This window comes from Nonomuraea sp. NPDC048881 (assembly GCF_040649795.1).
In the GTDB taxonomy this organism is placed as follows: domain Bacteria; phylum Actinomycetota; class Actinomycetes; order Streptosporangiales; family Streptosporangiaceae; genus Nonomuraea.
Genome location: NZ_JBEZGC010000001.1, coordinates 342,209 through 360,163, shown reverse-complemented (window position 1 = coordinate 360,163; position 17,955 = coordinate 342,209). Strand labels below are relative to the sequence as shown.

Below are 17,955 nucleotides of genomic sequence, written 5' to 3'. Positions count from 1 at the left end.
GGTGAGCGAGCGTATCCAACGCCGCGGTCACGGCGTCCGCGGAAACGCGGGTAGCGTACGCGAGGTGCAGGAGGAGCGGGATGACCAGCGGGTGAGACCGGAGCCGCGCGCGGGAACCCCCGCCCGCGTCCAGGAGCCCGGCCGGCGGCGGCACGGCTGGTTCGCGCGCGTCCGGGAGGCTGCCTGGTGGCGGCGGCACGGCTGGTTCGCCGGGGTCCTGGCGGCCGGCGCGGCCCTGCGCGCGCTCGCCATGCTCGGCTACCGCCCGGCCCTGTGGTTCCCCGACTCCTACACCTACATCGTCACCGTCTTCCGGCCGCGCCCCGACCTGGTGCGCCCGGCGGGCTACTCGATGTTCATGAAGCTCCTGGAGCCCTTCCACGGCTTCTGGGCGGTCACCGCCGCGCAACATTTGCTCGGCCTGGCGACCGGCGTCCTCGTCTACGTGGCCGCGCGCCGGGCCCCGCGCTGGGCGCGCACGCTCGCGGCCGTGCCCGTGCTGCTCGACGCGTACCAGGTCGAGCTGGAGCACCTGCTGGTCTCCGACACGTTGTTCCTGTTCCTGGTCGTGGCCGCCGTGGCGCTGAGCCTGACCGAGAAACGCGCCACCGTCGCCGCCATCGGCCTGCTGCTGGCCGCCGCCACCCTGACCAGGACCGTCGGCCAGCCGCTCATCCTCGTCCTGGCCGCGTGGTTCGTGCTGCGCAGGCGCGTGGGCCTGGCCGGGGTGCTGCTGGCCGCCGCGCTGGTCCCGGTCATCGCCTACGGCGGCTGGTTCTACGCCGCCCACCACCGCGTCGGCCTGGTGGGCGCGAACGGCGTCTTCCTCTACGCCCGCACGATGTCCTTCGCCGACTGCGCCAGGATGAACCCGCCGGCCGACCTGCGGGTGTTGTGCGACCCCCGTCCGCCGGAGCTGCGCCCGCCGTCGCAGGAGTACATCTGGAGCAAGGACTCCCCGCTGGTGAAGCTGCCGGGGATCACGTTCTCGAAGGCGAACGACGACCTGGCCTCCAGGTTCGCGACCCTCGCCGTCACCAGCCAGCCGCTCGACTACGCGGGCTCGGTGCTGGCCGAGCTGGCCCGCACGTTCGCGTGGGGACGGCCGGTCTACCCCGACGCGGAGGTCTACGCCTACTACGAGTTCCCGGTGACCCCACCCGGCCCACCTGGCCGCTATCCCGCGCAGGTCGGCGCCGACTATGCCAAGCTCTATGAGCAGGGTGCGATCGGTACGGAGATCGTCGAGCCCTACGCCGGATGGCTGCGGGGCTACCAGAGCGTGGTGCGCCTGCCCGGCCCGGTGCTGCTGGCGCTCCTGCTCGCGCCGCCCGTCGCGGCCGCCGTGCGCCGGGCGCGGGGCCTGCGGCACGCCGGTCCGCCGGCGTGGGCGGCGCCCTGGGCGGCAGCCGTTGTGTTGCTCGTCACACCGCCCGCCGTGGCCGAGTTCGACTACCGGTACGTGCTCCCGGCCGTGCCTCTGGCCTGCCTCGCGGCGGCGCTGAGCGTCCGGCCTGACCTGCGGGGACGGTCAGAAAGCGGGAAAGACTTTGGCAATGATATTCCACGAAATGTCCGGCTCTGAGTATGCTGTGCCGCGGAAACATCACGCCCGGGTCACGGTCGTTTCCGGCGGTCATGGCACCGGGCACGCCGTACGTGACCTAATCTCGTGGCGCGGAGCGACCAAGCCGGCGCGTTGGCGCAGGGAACGAGGCTAGGGGGCGTATGAGTGACTACAGGAGCGCGTCCGTCCAGGACGCCAGGGTCGCCCCCAGCGCTCCGGGCAGCCGGATGGCGCGAAGGGCCGCCGGCTCCCCGCCTCCCCCGCCCGACGACCGGCCCCCACGCGGCCACCGCGGCGACGGCGGCGGCGGCGGTCAGGGCAAGATGCGGGTGCTGGCCTGGGTCAGCATCGCCGCCACCACGGTCATGGTGGCCGGCGCGCTGACCGGTTACACCGTCTACCGCGACGCCTTCGGCAACATCACCCAGAAGAGCGTCAAAGAGGACATCATCAACCCGCGTCCGCGCGACACGGGCGCGCTCAACGTGCTGCTCGTCGGCTCCGACACCCGCGCGGGCAAGGGCAACGCCAAATACGGCCAGCAGCTCGCCAGGACGGCCGACGCGGGCGGCAAGCGCACCGACACGATCATCGTCATGCACATCTCCCCCAACCGGGACAAGGCGCGCCTGATCAGCTTCCCGCGCGACTCGATGGTGCAGATCCCGAAGTGCAAGAACGAGACCACCAAGGCCGAGATGCCGCCCCGCCGGGACATGATCAACTCGGCGTACAACTCCGGCGGCATCGCGTGCACGATCTCCACGATCGAGACGCTCACCCAGATCCGCATCAACCACTTCGTCGAGGTGGACTTCAGCGGCTTCAAGAACATCGTCGACGCCCTCGGCGGCATCGAGATCTGCCTCAAGTCCGGCGTCAACGACAGGGCGTCCCATCTCGTCCTGCCTCCGGGCAAGAGCCTGCTCAACGGCGAGAAGGCGCTCGGCTACGTACGTCTGCGCCACTACGGCGACGGCAGCGACATCCAGCGCATCAAGCGCCAGCAGATCTTCCTGAGCAAGGTCATCGCCAAGGCCACGAGCAGCGAGCTGCTCACCGACATCGGCAAGCTGACCGGCTTCATCAAGGCGGCGGCGGGCTCGGTCACCATGGACCCCGAGCTGGCCAACGACACCCAGCAGCTCATCGACATCGCCACCAGCGCCAAGGAGCTGACGGCGGGCGGCGTGCAGCTCACCACGATCCCGTGGCTGCCCGACCCGCAGGACCCCAACCGGGTGATCTGGAAGGAGCCCGACGCCTCCGCGCTGTGGGCCTCCATCATCAGCGACACCGAACTCCCCGACCCGACCCCGAGCGCGAGTGCCAGCGCGAGCACCAAGCCCAAGGTCACGCCGAAGCCCGAGCAGGTGAAGGTCCAGGTGCTCAACGGCACCACCACGCCGGGCAAGGCCCGCCTGGTGGCCGACGAGCTGGCCAAGCAGGGCTTCAACGTCGTCGGCGTGGGCAACTACCAGGCCGCCGACGGCGCGAGCCTGCCCTCCAGCGAGATCCACTACGCCAAGGGCGCCGCCACCGGCGCCGACTACGCGGCCGTGCTGTCCGGCGCGGTGCTGCCCAAGCCGGCTCCCTCGGCGGGCAAGGTCGCCGCGACCAACCCGCAGCCCTACACCTCCGGCACGACCGGCACGGCCGCCGGCGCGGGCGGCAAGGGCGCCCCGGTGATCCAGCTCGTGGTCGGCTCCGACTTCAAGTCGGTCAAGGTCACCAAGCTTCCTGACAGCGTGAACAACAGCACCATCACGGCCGCCGACCAGAAGAACGTGTGCACCTGAGGCTCCAAGTTCCCTGTGGAACCGGACTTCTGGTGAGACAGGGACCACTAGATCGGGATAATGTTTGCGGGTCGGCGACGCAGCGCGACACGGCCGCTGTTAAGGCGGTTGTAAGTATGAAATGTCAGAGTTGCGTCGTGCACCCCGGCCCCTAGCGAAGCTGAGCTCCCCAGTGTCTGACACAAAGTTCTCCCCACCGGTCACGACCCCGCGGAGCCCTGACGGCCCCGTCGAGGAAGGCGGGCCGGCGAACACTGGAGCTCGCTGGCCCCTGCCTCAGGAGTCCGTCTGGGGCAACCAGACCGACCCCCACGGCATCGCGACGGGCGAGCGCCCCGAGGAGCGGCAGGAGCCCGCCGAGGAGCCCGAGCCGCCCAAGCGCAGGCGCGACCCCTACCTCGACAACGTCAAGTTCATCCTGATCGCGCTCGTGCCGCTGGGCCACTCGCTGGTGCCCACGCTCTCGACCCATTCCTCCAGAGCGCTCTACATCTACATCTACATGTTCCACATGCCGCTGTTCGTGATGATCAGCGGCTACCTGTCCAGGAACTTCTGGAACTCCAACGCGAAGACGAACAAGCTCGTCGACACGTTCGTCGTGCCGTACGTGATCGTGGAGATCGGCTACGCCGCCGTCCGTTACGGGCTCGGCCAGAAGTGGAGCCTCACGATCATCGATCCGGCGTGGCTCAACTGGTACCTGCTGGCGCTGCTGTTCTGGCGGTTGTCCACACCGGTGTGGAAGCGGATGAAGCACCCGGTCCCGGTGGCCATCGTGATCTACATGTTCGCCGGCTTCTCGCAGATCACCGGCGACTTCAGCATGGACCGCTTCTTCGGCCTGCTGCCGTTCTTCGTCATCGGCCTGGTGATGCAGCCCGAGCACTTCGAGATGCTCAACAAGCTGTGGATCAAGATCGCGTCGGGGGTCACTCTGCTCTGCGCGGCGGCCGTGGCCATCGTCATCGCGCCCAAGGCGCCGCTCGACCCCTTCTACTTCAAGCACAGCTTCCAGGACATGGACCTGTCCTGGTGGATGGGCCTGCTGCTCAAGGTCGGGCTGCTGGTGTGCGCCCTGGCGATGTCCTTCGCGGTGCTGGCGCTGGTGCCGCGCGGCGAGACCTGGTACTCCGACCTCGGCACCCGCACGCTCTACTGCTACCTGCTCCACGGCATCCCCGTCCTGATCGCCAAGGACCAGGGCTGGCTGGCGCTCCCGTGGCTGCACGGGCCGCTCGGCGTGCTGGCCATCGCGTGCAGCTCGTTCGCACTGGCGATCGTGTTGTGCCTGCCGGAGACGCGGACCGTCTTCAAGTGGGTGCTCGAACCCCGCCTGACCTGGCTCTATCGCCGCCCCTCTGGAAGTTAAGCGGCCCTTTCACCTGAGTTAACGCCTTTGACCTGGTAGGCGCGGAGCATCGACACATGCGCGCATGTGTCGCCACCACCGTCCATCATCCCGAGGACGCCCGGATCATGCACCGGCAGATCAGGGCGCTGCTCGACGCGGGCCACGAGGTGACCTACGTCGCGCCGTTCACCTATTACAACGTCACCCCGGCCGTCGGGCTCACCGCCGTCGACGTCGCCCGGCAGGCCCCGTACGGGAAGGCCCGCGCGGCGCTCAGGCGCGGCGTGCGGGACGCCGACCTGCTGATCGTCCATGATCACCGGCTGCTGCGCGCGCTGCCCCACCGGCGCCCTCCGGTCGTCTGGGACGTCCGCGAGGACGTCTCGCCCAGGCGGCGGGCCCGCGCGGAAAGACGGCATCACGTGATCACCTCCGCGGAGGTGCCCGAAGCGACCCTGGTGTCGCCCAGCCCGCCCCCTCCCGGCGACACCAGGGTTGTGCACATCGGCCGCCTGTCGGCCGAGCGCGGCGTGGCCGAGCTGATCGCGCTGGCCGAGCGCCTGGCGCCGCACGGCATCCGGATGGACCTCATCGGCGCCGCCGACCGCGACGTGCGCCCGCTGCTGCGCGACGCCCAGCGCGTCGGCCTGCTCGACTGGTTCGGGTACGTGCCCAACCGGCACGCCCTGCGCATGTCCGAGGGCGCGCTGGCCGGGCTGTCCCTGGCCGCCGACACCGTGACCGGGCCGCCCACGAAGATCCTCGACTACATGGGCCGGGGCCTGCCGGTGATCGCCACCCCGCAGGCCGCCCCGCTGGTGCGGGCCGTCGGCTGCGGCCTGGTGGTGCCCCGGGACGTGGACGCGCTGCTGGACGCCGTCCTGGACCTCAAGGAGGACCCCGTGCGGCGGGCCGACCTGGGAGCGGTCGGGCACGCCGAGGCCCGGCTGCGCCACCACTGGCCCGACCGGGCGGCGGACTTCGTCAAGCTGACCGAGTCGTGGGCGGCGCTGCCGGAACACGCGCTGGCGGTGTAGGAATGGCCAGCGGGCCCCCGGGTTGATGTACTGGTCTCATGGCATCGCATCTGATCCAGGGCCGGACGGTGGGCATGCCTGTGCGAGTGGAGGACGCGGAGGTCTGCAGCGCCTTCTACGCGGTGCGGGCCGACGCCGCGCGGGCGGTGATCGCCTATTCCGGCCTCGACGTGGCCGAGGTGTTCCCCGGCAAGGCCGTGTGCGTGCTGGTGTTCGTCGACTACCGCAACGGTGACCTCGACACCTACCACGAGTTCGGGATGGCCTTCCTGATCCGGCGGCCGGGGGCGGCGGGCTCGGTCGGGCTCGGCGACCTGCGCGGCGCGGGCGTCTTCGTCCACTGGCTGCCCGTCGACCAGCGGTTCACGCTGGAGGCGGGGCGGACGATCTGGGGCTTCCCCAAGGAGCTGGCCGACATCGAGCTGCGGCTCGGGTCGCCGTACAAGCGGTGTGTGCTGCGCAAGGACGGCAGGCTCGTGCTCGACCTGCTGATCAGGCCCGGCGTGCCGGCGCCGGCCGCCATGGCGCCGCTCGACGCCTTCACCCATCTGGAGGGCGTCACGCGGCGCATCCCCTGGTCCGTACGGGCCGGGGGCACGCGCGTGCGGCCGGGCGGCGCGCTGATCCGCCTGGGCAACCACCCCATCGCCAAGGAGCTCAGCGAGCTGGGGCTGCCCAAGCGGGCGCTGTTCGCCTCGACCGTCTCCCATGCCTCGATGACCTTCGGCGAGGCGGAGGCGGTCTAGACGATCGGCGGGCGGCCGAGCTTGACCATGCGCCAGGCGGTGCGCCAGGCCATGGGACGACGCTCGCCCGCGGGCGTGCGCAGCCCTTCGAAGAACCCGGAGAACCACGCCTTGATCGCGACCCCCGAACGGCGCTCGCGGATCAGGGTGAGCACCACCCAGTTGGTCAGGTAGAGGAACGCCAGCGGCCACGGCAGGTTGCGCCGCGCCAGCCAGACCCGGTTACGGGCGTTGAGCTGGTAGAACTGCGCGTGCCTGGTCGGCGGGACCTGCGGGTGGTACATGACGGTCTCGGCGTCGTACTCGATCCGGTAGCCCTCGCCCAGCAGGCGCCAGGCCAGGTCGGTCTCCTCGTGCGCGTAGAAGAACTTCTCCGGCAGGCCGCCGACCTGGAGGAAGGCCGAACGCCGCACGGCCGAGGCGCCGCCGAGGAACGTGGTGACCGGCGAGGAGCGCTGCGGGTCGCCCGCGCGCAGCCGGGGCACGTGCCGCCGCTGGCCGACGCCGCCCTCGGGGTCCATCACCCGGAAGGAGATCACCGCGAGGTCGGGCTCGGTGGCGAACCGGTCGCGCACGTGGGCGACGACCTTCTGGTTGGCGTACCAGCCGTCGTCGTCGAGGAACAGCACGACGTCGCCGGAGCACTCCTCGACGCCGCGGTTACGGCCGGCGGGAATGCCGGTGTTGTGGTCGAGCCGGATCGTCTTCACGACCGCGGCCGAGCCCTCGGGTGGCGTGGCCGACACCTGGGGCACGTCGGCGCCGTTGCCCACGATCACCACTTCGACGTCGCCGTCGACCTGGTTGAGCGCGGACTCGACGGCCCGGTTCAGCTCCGCGACCCGGTTGCCCATGGTGAGGATGACGCACGAGATCTTCAACGGGTCATCGTCCTGACGCGTTGAGGACACGAGCGGAGCATTCTTTCATGATCACCGAGTCTGCTGGTCTGCATCTTGTTGACAATGGTGGAGCTAAGCGTATCGGAACCGATGGTGAACCCCCACCGAACGGCGGACGTCCGATCAATACGACGGACGGGAAGCTCCTCCGGTTCCGACATGAGATCACCCAAGCCGCCTCGACGCCATAATGCTGATCAGATGGAGCACGGTCTGCAGCGCGGCGGCGATCGCGCAGGCCACGATGAGCACGCGGGAGGCCCCGAGCGTGCCGGTCGCCAGGTCGATCACCGCGGCCGCCACCGCGAGCAGCGACAGCTCGATCGGCTGCATGATCCGATGGAACTTCGTCGCCGCCAGGATCCTCCTGCCCAGACCGAGCAGCCCCGAACGGAACTGCACCGCCGACGCCTCGGAGGACGCGCCCAGCCCGCCCTTGGCCCGCGCCACCTCCACCAGGTCGGTCTCGGCCTTGATGAGGATGGCGCCGAGCGCGGCGGCGAAGCCGAGCACGGTGTACCAGTCGGGCAGCACGGCCGAGGCCCGCCAGCCGAGCCCGGCCAGCACGGCGGCCTCGGTGAAGTAGGCCCCGACCCGGTCGAGGTAGACCCCGGCCAGCGACGTCTTGCCCGTCCAGCGGGCCAGCTCGCCGTCGGAGCAGTCGAGCAGCAGGTAGACCTGGACGAGCAGAGCGGCCAGCACGGCCGCCCACAGCCCCGGCAGGGCCAGCACGAAGCCCGCCGCGACCCCGGCGACCGTCATCACCCAGGTGAGCTGGTTGGGCGTGACCGACGTCTTGCTCGTCAGCCACGTGACGTAGATGGACAGCCGGCGCATGTAGAGCACGCCTGCCCAGTGCTCGCCGTTCCTGCGGTCGAGATGGCCCTCGGGCTGGGCGACCCGCCGCAGCTCAGCTACCGAAGGCCCGGACATAGTCCCCCACCCGATCGCGGATCTCGGAGTCCTGCATGCGCAGGTGCTCCAGGATCGTGTAACGGCCGGGACGGGTCGACGGCGCCAGCGCGACCACGTCGGCGAACTGCTCGCCGGTCAGCCCGATGTCGGCGGGCACGACCGGGAGCTCGTGCCGGCGCAGGCAGTCGACCACCTGGGCCACCCTGGCGGCGTCCTCCCGCAGGAAGAAGCAGAAGGCGGCACCTATGCCGGCGAGCTCGCCGTGGTTGGAGGTGCCGGGGAAGAGCTGATCCACGGCATGAAGGATCTCATGATCTCCACCGCTCGCGGGCCGCGACGACCCGGCGACGACCATCGACATGCCCGACAGGATGAGCGACTCGGCCAGGACGGTCAGGAACGCGTCGGACTCGATGCCGTCGCTCCGGCCGACCAGCGCCTCGGCGGCGGTGCGGGACATCGAGCAGGCCAGGCCGTCGATGGGCTCGCCGCGCTCGACGTTGCCGAGCTGCCAGTCCTCGATCGCCGACAGGTTGCTGACGACGTCGCCGATGCCGGCCCTGACCAGCGACTTCGGCGCGTTGTGCACGAAGTCGAGGTCGACCAGGATGGCCAGCGGCATCGGCACGCCGAAGGTGCCCTTGCCCCCCTCGTAGACGAGGGAGGCGGTGGGCGAGCAGATGCCGTCGTGGGAGAGGTTGGTGGCCACGGCCACCATGGGGATGCCCGCGAGGGAGGCGGCGTACTTCGTCGCGTCGATCGTCTTGCCGCCGCCGACGCCGACGACGACCTCGTAGGCGCCCTTGCGCAGGTCGGCGCCGAGTGAGACGGCCGCCTCGACCGACCCGTCGCTCACCCTGAACACCTCGGCCTCGCCGAGGGTGGGGGCGATCAGGCGCTCGATGTGGTCGCCCTGGCCGGGCCCGACGGCCACGGCCACCCGGCCGGAGGTGGCCACGCGGCTGTCGGCCAGCAGGGCGCCGAGCTCGGCGACGGCGCCGCGCCTGACCTCCATGGTCAGGGGCGCCGGCAGCATCCTCGCTAGAAGCGGCATGCGCGCTCCCTCTAGTAGCGAACGGCTATGGTGCGAGCCTTGGCCAGGTCGTCGTGGTTGTCCACCTCGACCCAGTCGACCTCGCCGATGGGCGCGACGTGGATCGCCTCGCCGCGCTCGACCATCTCCTGGTAACCGTCCTCGTAGTAGAGCTGGGGGTCGCGCTCGAACGTCGTCTTGAGCGCGTCGGCCAGCCGCTCGGCCGCGCCGGGCCTGATGAGCGTGGCGCCGATGTACTCGCCGTACGCCTCGGCCGGGTCCATCAGCTTGGTGATGCGGCGCAGCGAGCCCTCCGGGGAGAGGGTCACCTTCATCTCTTCGTCGGCCAGCTTCTTGACGTTGTCGACCGCGAGCAGGACGTCGCTCGTCCCGGGGGCGGCCAGCAGCGTCTTCTCGACCGAGACGGGGTGGACGGTGTCGCCGTTGACCAGCAGCACGCCCTGGGCGAAGTAGTCGCGGGCGCACCACAGGGAGTAGGCGTTGTTCCACTCCTCGGCCTTGTCGTTGTGCACGAGGGTGAGCTTGACGCCGTGGCGCCTCTCCAGCTCCTCCTTGCGGTCGTGCACGGCCTGCGCCGCGTAACCGACGACGACCACGACCTCCCGCAGGTCCACCTCGGCGAGGTTGCGCAGCGAGATGTCCATGATCGTGGTTTCGCCGTCAACCGGCACGAGCGCCTTGGGCAGCGTGTCGGTGTACGGCCGCAGGCGTCGTCCGGCCCCGGCGGCCAGAACCATTCCCAGCAACGTGCACTCCTCGGTCGAGCATGACTACGTGTGCCCAAAGGTTAGTTGCCTTTGGCCCCTTCGCGGGTAATCCGGCGTTAGTCTTGCGTTCCCATCTCGCTCGCCTCGACGCCCGATCGGGGCGCGGCCAGCCAGCACGTGACACTCTCCCAGCCGAACAGCGCCCACAGGTAGAGGGTCAGCAGCACGTAGCCCGCGGTCATCCAGCCGGCCAGGGCGGCCAGCGAGACCGCCATCATCCGGCCGTCCCAGCCGAGGCCGAGCGTCGAGAGCCAGGCCGGCGGGTAGACGCGCTGGCGCAGCCGGTAGACCAGGTCGTAGTGGTGGAAGGCGAGCGCGCCGAGCAGCAGGAAGGTCAGCACCGGCGGCAGCCCGTGGGCGAAGCCGCAGGCGGCGACGAAGCTGTACTCGATGAGCCGCAGGATCGGCGGCACCAGCCAGTCGAAGCGGCCGTCGTGCGGATGGGTGCTGCCGGGCCCGGCCAGCAGCAGCGTCACGGCGGGCGCGAACACCGCGAGCCCGTCGGACCCGGCCACGCCGATCAGCAGCAGCACGCCGGTGACGAACGTGCCGGCGATCACCGGCGGCAGCGGCGGGAGCTGCCCGGCCACGAGCAGGCCCATCGCGCGCGAGAGCGGCCCGTCGTCGCGGTAGGCGACGACCCTGCTCTCTGGCACGGGGGTCATGTGCACGGAGATCACGCTGCCTGCCTCCCGATCCGGCGAACCGCCGCCGCCTCGCCCGCCCCGGCGGCCCTCACCGGGCCGACCTCGCCAGGCGCCCGGCGAGCTGGTAGAGGGCGGCGACCCCGCCCCAGCACAGCAGGGACACGAACGTCACCCTGGCGTCCCACACGGCGGCGGTGACGGCGATCAGCACCGTCCGCTCGCCGATGGGCAGCACGACGATCTTCCTGAGCCAGCGGGCGAGCGAGTCGCGCTCCAGCCGCTGGGCGAGCCCGAGCATCCCGTGGGCGTGCCGCGCGTCGGCCGGCTCCAGCAGCGACCGGGCGGGCCTGGCCCACAGCGCGCCGACGCGGCCCGCGTCGGCCAGCGCCCCGGCGTAGGAATAGTCGATGGTGTGGCGGACGACCTGCGTGATCATCGCGGCGGCGGCCAGGTACCAGATCGTGGTCTCGCCGTGGCCGAAGGCGAGCCCGACGTAGACCAGGTACTCCTTCAGCCGGTCGGCCATGCCGTCGGCCCAGGCCCCGAGCGGGGAGAACGTGCGGGTGTAGCGGGCGAGCTGCCCGTCGAGGCAGTCGAGCGCGAACGACATCACGAACAGCGCGCCCCCGGCCGCCCGCCCGGACTGGGTGCCGGCCGAGAACCAGACGGCGGCCAGCGCGGCCAGGCCGATCGAGACGCCGGTGACGGCGTTGGGGGTCAGCTTGAGGCGGACGGCCGGCCTGATCAGGTGGCGCGACCAGGTCGAGACGAAGAACGTGGCGAAGAAGCCGTCGTCCTCCTTGACCGAGGTGTCGAGCCGGACCCTGGCCTCGTCGACCTCGGCGAGCCTGGTCAGGGCGCTGTCGGCGGCGTGCTGGCCGGTCACGCGGTCGGCGTGCAGCGGGCCGATCGAGGCGGCGCGCACCCGTACGCCGGCCCTGACCAGGCCCACCAGCAGCAGGTCGACCGCCTCGACGGGGGTGACCGGGCCGAGCTTGCCCAGGTCGGCCAGCTCGGCCAGCTCCTCGGCGATGTCGGCCAGGGACGCCAGGTCGGCCTCGCCGGTCTGGAGCACGCCCCTGAAGGTGGCGTTGGCCTCCGGGACGGTGTGGAACGAGCTGCCGGCGGCGACCACCCTGCCGGACTCGACGCGTACGGGCGGCCGCATCGGGGCGGCGGCCTCGTCGTGGGAGACCAGCGCCCCGGTGTCGCGCGCGGGATGTTCGAGCAGCAGCGCGAGCGCCTCGGTGTGGGCGACGAGGTCGGCGGGGAGCACCACGACCGTGCCCGATGAGACCCGGGCGATCTTGGCCACCCCGCGCAGGTCGGCCCCGAGCCCGCCACCGGGGGTCACCACCTGGACGTCACGGACGGGAAGCGCGGCGAACTGGTCGCTCAGCCGGTCGAGGAGCGTGCCGTCGGCGCAGGAGAGCCGGCACGCCGGGGTCGTGGCGAGCAGCACCACCGAGGTGGTCGTGCCCTCGCGGGTGAGTGAGTCGGGCAAAGCGCAGGTCTCCTCCCGGTAGGGAGTGCGTGGACACAGCGTAGCGACAGGGGCGCGCGATATCACGGAACAGGACCGTTACGCTGCCGACATGGATGCAGCGCGGCGGTCGGTCGGAGTGCTCCTCGCGGGAGGCGTGGGGCAGCGGGTCGGGCATGAGATACCCAAACAGCTCATCGAAGTAGCCGGGCGGACGATTCTGGAGCACTCCATCGCGGTGTTCGAGCAGGCGCCGGAGATCGACGAGATCGTGGTGCTGATGACGCCCGGCTTCACCGACCGGGTGAAGGAGATCGTGGCGAACGGCGGCCACCGCAAGGTCACCCAGATCGTGGAGGGCGGCCGGAGCCGTACGGAGAGCACGTGGCGGGCGTTGCGAGCGCTGGGCACGCAGGAGTGCGACGTGCTGCTGCACGACGCCGTACGGCCCCTTCTGGAGCCGCGGATCATCACCGAGTGCGTGGCGGCGCTACGTACCCACCGGGCCGTCAACGTGGCGATCCCGAGCTCCGACACGGTCCTGGTGGCCGTGCCCGGCCCGGACGGCGAGGTGATCGGCGAGGTCCTCGACCGCTCGCGGCTGCGCCGCAGCCAGACGCCGCAGTGCTTCCGGCTCTCGGTGATCCGTGAGGCGTACGAGCGGGCCATGGCCGACCCGGGCTTCGCCGAGCGCCCGGCCACCGACGACTGCGGCGTGGTGCTGCGCTACCTGCCCGAGGTGCCCATCCACCTGGTCCCCGGCAGCGAGCGCAACATCAAGGTCACCCATCCGGACGACCTGCGGATCGCCGAGCAGCTCTTCGCGATCAGGGGGTCCATCTCCTGACGTGTCCGGGCATGTCGTAGACGTTCGCGTGGAAGGCGCTTGACCTGCGGGTTGTTACCGTGCGGTCGCATGAGAAGACTGCTGGCGATCGGCGCGCTGCTCGGCTGCTACCCCGTCCTGCTGGCCTCGGCGCTGTGGCCGGCGCCGCTGCTGTTCGGGCTGGTCGCCGTGGTCTCCTACGCCGTCGAGTTCGCCGCGGCACGCCTGGCCGGCGGGCTGACCGAACTGCTCAGCCGGATGCACCTGGGGACCACGCTGCGGTTCGCGGCCAGGGAGACGGCCGCGCTGCTGCTGGTGGCGCGGGTGTCGGGGGCCGCCTCGCCGTGGTTCGTGGCGCTGGCCGCCGGGCTGTTCGCGCTGCACGGCGCGCGGGCCGCGCACTCGGGGCTGGCCATCCGCCTGCGGCAGACGCTCAGCAGCATGCCGGTGACCACGCGCAACCTCGACGTGTCGGCGCTGCGCATCCCCAGGATGCCGCCCCCGTTCCTGGGCGCCCACCGCGGCCTGCGCTTCCTCGGGCTCGACGCCCTGCCGGTGCTCGGCGCGACCTTCGGCGCGGCGGCCGGGGCGGCCGGCGCGGGCGTAGCGCTGCTGCTCGGCGTGGCGGGCGTGCTGGCGCTCCTGCCGTACGTGCGCCGCACCCGGCCGCTCGGCGACCGGGCGAGGGTGCTGGAGGTCGTGGGCGGGCAGGTCAGGGCCTACGACCCGGAGGTCATCCTGTACTTCTCCGGCGCGACGGCCGCCGCCTACCAGGCCAGGATGTGGCTGCCCACCCTCGAACGCATCAACCGGCGGGCGATCGTCGTGCTGCGCGAGCGCGGCATGGCCAGGCACCTGGAGTCGACCACGCTGCCGATGGTCTGCATCCCGTCCTCGGCCGACCTGATGAGCTTCCGCGCCCTGTTCAGCGCCAAGCTCTGCCTGTACGTCTCCAACGTCGGCCGCAACGTCCACATGCTGCGCATCCCGACGCTGCGCAGCGTGTTCCTCAACCACGGCGACAGCGACAAGGAGGCCTCGTTCAACCCGTTCTCGCGGGTGTACGACGAGGTGTGGGTGGCCGGGCCGGCCGGTCGCGACCGCTACCGGCGCGCCCGCGTGGGCGTCCGGGACGAGAGCATCCACGAGGTCGGCCGGCCGCAGCTCGAAGGCATCTCGACCGAGGGCCCGGGGCTGCCGTACCGGACCGTCCTTTACGCCCCCACCTGGGAGGGCTGGAACGACGACCTGTTCCACACGTCGCTGATCACCATGGGCCCGCGCATCGTGCGCGCCCTGCTGGACCACGACCCGCAGCTGCGGATCATCTACAAGCCGCACCCGCTGACCGGCCACCGCGACAAGAGCGCCGCGCGGGCGCACCGCAGGATCGTGTCGATGATCGAGGCGGCCGAGCTGGCCAGGTCGAAGGCCAGGCATCCGTCGAGTCCCGGCGGGGCGCCGGAGATCAGGCACCTGATCGTCACCGGCGACAGCCCGCACCTGTACGACTGCTTCAACGAGTGCGACCTGCTGATCAGCGACATCTCCAGCGTCGTGGCCGACTTCCTGGCCAGCGAGAAGCCGTACGCCGTGACGAACGTCGCGGGGCTGCCCGAGCGCGCCTTCCACGAGCGCTACCCGAGCACCGAGGCGGGGGTGCTCCTCGGCGAGGACCTCGCGGCCCTCGCCGGTTTCCTGGACGGTGAGGACACCCTGGCCCGAGCCAGGATCAAGCTCAGGAGCTACCTGCTCGGGCCGGAGTACCCGGACGCGCTGACCCGCTTCGACGCGGCCGTCGAGCGGGTCTTCTCGGGCTCGTGATCAGCGTGGCGGCCTGGACAACCTCCGCGGGCTGGTGAGGAAGCCCCATCCCCACGAGACGTGCATGGCGGCGTAGACGAGGGGCAGCCGCAGCTTGACCGCGCCCGGCAGCCCGCTGCCGGTGACCGCCGAGCCGGCCACGATGGCCAGCGCGTAGCCCCCGGGGACGACGAGCGTCAGCGGGAAGAACGGCGAGAGCACCAGCCCCAGCGCCATGGCCAGCACCGCGGCGGGCGGCGCCAGGTAACGCAGGTTGATCGTGCCCTCGTGGGTGCGCGCGACCACGCGCCGCCAGCGGCCGTAGTGGAAGTACTGCTTGGCCAGCGCCTTGACGTTGGGCCGCGGACGGTAGGTGACCCGCATGCGCGGCTGGAACCAGACCAGCCCGCCGGTCTGGCGGATGCGGTGGTTCATCTCCCAGTCCTGGGCCCGCTGGAAGTGCTCGTCGTAGCCGCCGACCCGGTCGAGCGCCGAGCGGCGGAACACGCCGAGGTAGACGGTGTCGGCCGGGCCCGCGGTGCCGCCCACGTGGAAGGCCGCGGCGCCGACGCCGATCTTGGAGGTCATGGCGCAGGCCACGGCCTGCTCGAACGGTGTGACGCCCTCGGCCGCCATGACGCCGCCCACGTTGTCGGCGCCGGTCTCGGCCAGCGTCTCGACGGCGACGCGCAGGTAGTCGGAGGGCAGCATGGCGTGCCCGTCGACCCTGGCGATGATGCCGTTGCGTGCGGCGGCGATGGCGGCGTTGAGCGCGTTGGGCGTGCGACCGGTCGGGTTGGGCACCACGGTCACCCGGCGGTCGGCCGCCGCGATGGCGTCGGCGACCTCCTGGGTGCGGTCTTGGGACGGACCCACGGCGAGGACGACCTCGATCTCACCGGGGTAGCTCTGGGCGAGGACCTGGTCGACGGCCTCGCGAAGGTGCCGCTCCTCGTTGAGGACCGGCATGACGACGGAGATGGGGGGCCAGCCGCGCGTCTCCGCGGGCGCGTGCGGCGAGTCGGGGAACTGCTTCATGGCGGGGCTCACGCTACTGTACGACCAGGGGAGAAGGGCAATCGAAAGCCCCGGTGTCCCCGGCGGATCCGAGGAGGAGGGCATGCGCGAAGCGGGCGAGGAGGACGGCGGCGTGCTGGTGGGCGGCGACGCCTACGGCGGCGTCAGGCTCACTCCTGCCACCCGTCCACGCAGGCCCGTGCGGAGCGCCAAGGCCCGCCGCCGCAACGTGATCGTCGCCGGCCTGCTGTCCACGGGCATCCTGGTCACCACCGGCGTGGTGTGGGCGACCCCGCGGCAGATCGGCACGGTCGACGCGGGCGTGACCGCTCCCAAGTCCCAGGGGGCCGAGAACATCCTGCTGGTCGGCGTCGACAAGCGCGACGACCTGACCCGGCAGCAGCAGAACCAGCTCAAGCTGGGCCGCGAGTCCGGCCAGCGCACCGACACGATGATGGTCATCCACCTGTCGGAGGACCACCAGCGCGTCACCGTGGTGAGCCTGCCGCGCGACACCTGGACGACGATCCCCGGCAAGGGCGACCACAAGATCAACTCGGCCTACCAGTTCGGCGGGCCGAAGCTCACCATGCAGACCGTCAAGGCCGCCACCGGGCTGGAGATCAACCGCTACATCGAGGTGAACATCCTCGGGTTCATCGACGTGGTCGACTCGCTCGGCGGCGTCACCGTCTGCACGCCCATCCCGATCAACGACCCCAAGACGGGCCTCAACCTGCTCGCCGGCACCCACCAGCTCCAGGGCGCCCAGGCGCTCGGCTACGCCCGCACCCGCGCCACCGCCCGTTCCGACCTCGATCGCATCGACCGGCAGCAGCAGGTCATCTCCGCGCTGCTCAACCGGGCGCTGAGCGCCGACACGCTGGCCAACCCGGCCAAGCTCGCCGCGTTCGTCAACTCCACGCTGAGCACGGTGAAGGTCGACCCCGACGACGGGCTGATCGGGCTGGCCACCCAGCTGCGCGACGTGTCGCTGGAGGACGTCCGCTTCGCCGACGTGCCGCTCGCGAACGTCGACTTCAAGGCCCCGACCGGCGAGTCAGCGGTGTTGTGGGACCGTCCGGCGGCCCGCGACATGTTCCGCCGCATCGACGCCGACCAGGACCTCGCCAAGCCCGTGCCGACCAAGACGGCCACGCCGTCGCCGGCCAAGACCGTGGTCCCGCCGGAGAGCGTCACCGTCAAGGTCATGAACGGCACGCTCATCACGGGGCTGGGGGCGCGCACCAAGTCGGCGCTGGTGGCCTCCGGGTTCAAGGTGCCCGGCGAGCCGGGCAACACCGGCAAGAAGGACCACAAGCAGACGCTCGTGCGTTACGCCGCGAGCCAGGAGGCGGCCGCGCGCCTGGTGGCGTCCGTCATCCCGGGCGCGGAGCTGAAGCAGGCCGACGTCGAGGGCGTCGAGGTGATCGCCGGCAGCGACCAGCCGAAGATCAAGAAGCTCAAGCAGCCCGACACCCCGGCGAGCAAGCCGAGCTCCACGCCGACGACCAAGACCGCCATGGAGAACATATGCAAGAAATAGGCATAACCAGGTAAAGCCAGGGCACGTGATTGGCATGGTGGTCAAGTATTGGCGGGAGGACCCCTGTACGGTCCTGCACGTCGTCGGCGATCTCGACGTGGCGGGCGCTCCTCGGCTTCGCGCCGAGCTCGATCAGGCGCTGGCGGCGGCTGATCCGCTCAACCTGGTGATGGACCTGACCGAGGTGCCCTTCTGCGACTCGGTGGGCCTCGGCGTCCTGGTGGCGACGCTCAGTCACGTCCAGGACATGAGAGGACGCATGATCCTCGTCCTCGGGCCCGGCATGATCCGTCACCTGCTCACGATCACCAATCTCGACCGGCACTTCGAGACCAGCGCCTCGCTCGGCGAGGCCCGTGCCGCCCTCGATCCGGCCGCCTGACCCCGTCCGGCCGGGATCATGGACGTGATGTCATCGAGGGCACATCTCTCCGGAGCCGCCGGCTCGTAGCCTCGTAGGCTCGCGGGAAGATCCCTCTCACGTCCGGAGGC

The 17,955-nt window shown here is 71.0% G+C and carries 16 protein-coding genes; 9 read left to right on the top strand and 7 right to left on the bottom strand.

What is annotated here, in order from left to right; genetic code table 11:
• The first annotated feature begins 64 nt into the window (after positions 1–64).
• The 5 genes from AB0C33_RS01775 (at position 65) to AB0C33_RS01755 (ending at position 6,503) form a co-directional block, all read left to right on the top strand.
• Positions 65–1,585, top strand: a complete 1,521-nt coding sequence (locus tag AB0C33_RS01775; RefSeq protein ID WP_358282603.1) for a hypothetical protein — start codon at positions 65–67, stop codon at positions 1,583–1,585.
• Between the two features lie 143 nt (positions 1,586–1,728).
• Positions 1,729–3,366 (top strand): LCP family protein, encoded by a 1,638-nt coding sequence (locus tag AB0C33_RS01770; protein ID WP_358282601.1) that lies wholly within the window; start codon positions 1,729–1,731, stop codon positions 3,364–3,366.
• A gap of 172 nt (positions 3,367–3,538) precedes the next feature.
• Positions 3,539–4,738, top strand: coding sequence for an acyltransferase family protein (locus AB0C33_RS01765; protein WP_358282599.1), 1,200 nt, complete (start codon positions 3,539–3,541; stop codon positions 4,736–4,738).
• Positions 4,739–4,794: 56 nt separating this feature from the next.
• Positions 4,795–5,757, top strand: a complete 963-nt coding sequence (locus AB0C33_RS01760; protein WP_358282597.1) for a glycosyltransferase — start codon at positions 4,795–4,797, stop codon at positions 5,755–5,757.
• Positions 5,758–5,795: 38 nt separating this feature from the next.
• The gene (locus AB0C33_RS01755; RefSeq protein WP_358282595.1) at positions 5,796–6,503 is read left to right on the top strand and encodes an acetoacetate decarboxylase family protein; all 708 of its coding nucleotides are present in this window, start codon (positions 5,796–5,798) and stop codon (positions 6,501–6,503) included.
• Here the strand turns inward: AB0C33_RS01755 and AB0C33_RS01750 are convergent.
• From AB0C33_RS01750 to AB0C33_RS01725, 6 genes are all read right to left on the bottom strand, one after another.
• The gene (locus tag AB0C33_RS01750; protein WP_358282593.1) at positions 6,500–7,384 is read right to left on the bottom strand and encodes a glycosyltransferase; all 885 of its coding nucleotides are present in this window, start codon (positions 7,382–7,384) and stop codon (positions 6,500–6,502) included. The genes AB0C33_RS01755 and AB0C33_RS01750 overlap by 4 nt on opposite strands.
• A 186-nt stretch (positions 7,385–7,570) precedes the next feature.
• Positions 7,571–8,338: a CDP-alcohol phosphatidyltransferase family protein gene (locus AB0C33_RS01745; RefSeq protein WP_352321579.1), complete on the bottom strand. Its 768-nt coding sequence runs from the start codon at positions 8,336–8,338 to the stop codon at positions 7,571–7,573.
• The gene (locus AB0C33_RS01740) at positions 8,316–9,356 is read right to left on the bottom strand and encodes an iron-containing alcohol dehydrogenase family protein (RefSeq protein ID WP_358283907.1); all 1,041 of its coding nucleotides are present in this window, start codon (positions 9,354–9,356) and stop codon (positions 8,316–8,318) included. The genes AB0C33_RS01745 and AB0C33_RS01740 overlap by 23 nt, the downstream gene beginning before the upstream one ends.
• Before the next feature lie 29 nt (positions 9,357–9,385).
• Positions 9,386–10,120 carry a phosphocholine cytidylyltransferase family protein gene (locus AB0C33_RS01735; protein WP_352349191.1) on the bottom strand — a complete coding sequence of 245 codons (735 nt, stop codon included), beginning with the start codon at positions 10,118–10,120 and terminating at the stop codon, positions 9,386–9,388.
• Positions 10,121–10,197: 77 nt separating this feature from the next.
• Positions 10,198–10,806 (bottom strand): DUF5941 domain-containing protein, encoded by a 609-nt coding sequence (locus AB0C33_RS01730; protein WP_358282591.1) that lies wholly within the window; start codon positions 10,804–10,806, stop codon positions 10,198–10,200.
• 70 nt (positions 10,807–10,876) lie between these two features.
• Positions 10,877–12,292 (bottom strand): CDP-alcohol phosphatidyltransferase family protein, encoded by a 1,416-nt coding sequence (locus AB0C33_RS01725; RefSeq protein WP_358282589.1) that lies wholly within the window; start codon positions 12,290–12,292, stop codon positions 10,877–10,879.
• A gap of 91 nt (positions 12,293–12,383) precedes the next feature.
• Here AB0C33_RS01725 and AB0C33_RS01720 point away from each other — a divergent pair, with 91 nt between their 5' ends.
• Together AB0C33_RS01720 and AB0C33_RS01715 are read left to right on the top strand one after the other, a co-directional pair.
• A complete protein-coding gene (locus AB0C33_RS01720; RefSeq protein WP_352349185.1) occupies positions 12,384–13,118 on the top strand; it encodes an IspD/TarI family cytidylyltransferase in 735 nt (244 codons plus the stop codon).
• 69 nt (positions 13,119–13,187) lie between these two features.
• A complete protein-coding gene (locus tag AB0C33_RS01715) occupies positions 13,188–14,921 on the top strand; it encodes a CDP-glycerol glycerophosphotransferase family protein (protein WP_358282586.1) in 1,734 nt (577 codons plus the stop codon).
• Here AB0C33_RS01715 and AB0C33_RS01710 read toward each other — a convergent pair whose 3' ends face one another.
• The gene (locus AB0C33_RS01710) at positions 14,922–15,938 is read right to left on the bottom strand and encodes a glycosyltransferase family 2 protein (RefSeq protein ID WP_352349181.1); all 1,017 of its coding nucleotides are present in this window, start codon (positions 15,936–15,938) and stop codon (positions 14,922–14,924) included.
• An 82-nt stretch (positions 15,939–16,020) separates the two neighbouring features.
• On the opposite strand from AB0C33_RS01710, the gene AB0C33_RS01705 reads away from it, so the two are divergent.
• Positions 16,021–17,463, top strand: coding sequence for an LCP family protein (locus AB0C33_RS01705; RefSeq protein ID WP_358282584.1), 1,443 nt, complete (start codon positions 16,021–16,023; stop codon positions 17,461–17,463).
• Positions 17,464–17,497: 34 nt separating this feature from the next.
• Positions 17,498–17,845: an STAS domain-containing protein gene (locus tag AB0C33_RS01700; RefSeq protein ID WP_358282582.1), complete on the top strand. Its 348-nt coding sequence runs from the start codon at positions 17,498–17,500 to the stop codon at positions 17,843–17,845.
• The last annotated feature ends 110 nt before the right edge of the window (positions 17,846–17,955 follow it).

Bases quoted from the DNA above. Each gene is read 5' to 3' on its own strand.
- AB0C33_RS01715 (WP_358282586.1), top strand. From the start codon at position 13,188: ATGAGAAGACTGCTGGCGATCGGCGCGCTGCTCGGCTGCTACCCCGTC.
- AB0C33_RS01700 (WP_358282582.1), top strand. From the start codon at position 17,498: ATGGTGGTCAAGTATTGGCGGGAGGACCCCTGTACGGTCCTGCACGTC.
- AB0C33_RS01710 (WP_352349181.1), bottom strand. From the start codon at position 15,938: ATGAAGCAGTTCCCCGACTCGCCGCACGCGCCCGCGGAGACGCGCGGC.
- AB0C33_RS01740 (WP_358283907.1), bottom strand. From the start codon at position 9,356: ATGCTGCCGGCGCCCCTGACCATGGAGGTCAGGCGCGGCGCCGTCGCC.
- AB0C33_RS01755 (WP_358282595.1), top strand. From the start codon at position 5,796: ATGGCATCGCATCTGATCCAGGGCCGGACGGTGGGCATGCCTGTGCGA.
- AB0C33_RS01705 (WP_358282584.1), top strand. From the start codon at position 16,021: ATGCGCGAAGCGGGCGAGGAGGACGGCGGCGTGCTGGTGGGCGGCGAC.
- AB0C33_RS01745 (WP_352321579.1), bottom strand. From the start codon at position 8,338: ATGTCCGGGCCTTCGGTAGCTGAGCTGCGGCGGGTCGCCCAGCCCGAG.
- AB0C33_RS01760 (WP_358282597.1), top strand. From the start codon at position 4,795: ATGCGCGCATGTGTCGCCACCACCGTCCATCATCCCGAGGACGCCCGG.
- AB0C33_RS01720 (WP_352349185.1), top strand. From the start codon at position 12,384: ATGGATGCAGCGCGGCGGTCGGTCGGAGTGCTCCTCGCGGGAGGCGTG.
- AB0C33_RS01730 (WP_358282591.1), bottom strand. From the start codon at position 10,806: ATGACCCCCGTGCCAGAGAGCAGGGTCGTCGCCTACCGCGACGACGGG.
- AB0C33_RS01770 (WP_358282601.1), top strand. From the start codon at position 1,729: ATGAGTGACTACAGGAGCGCGTCCGTCCAGGACGCCAGGGTCGCCCCC.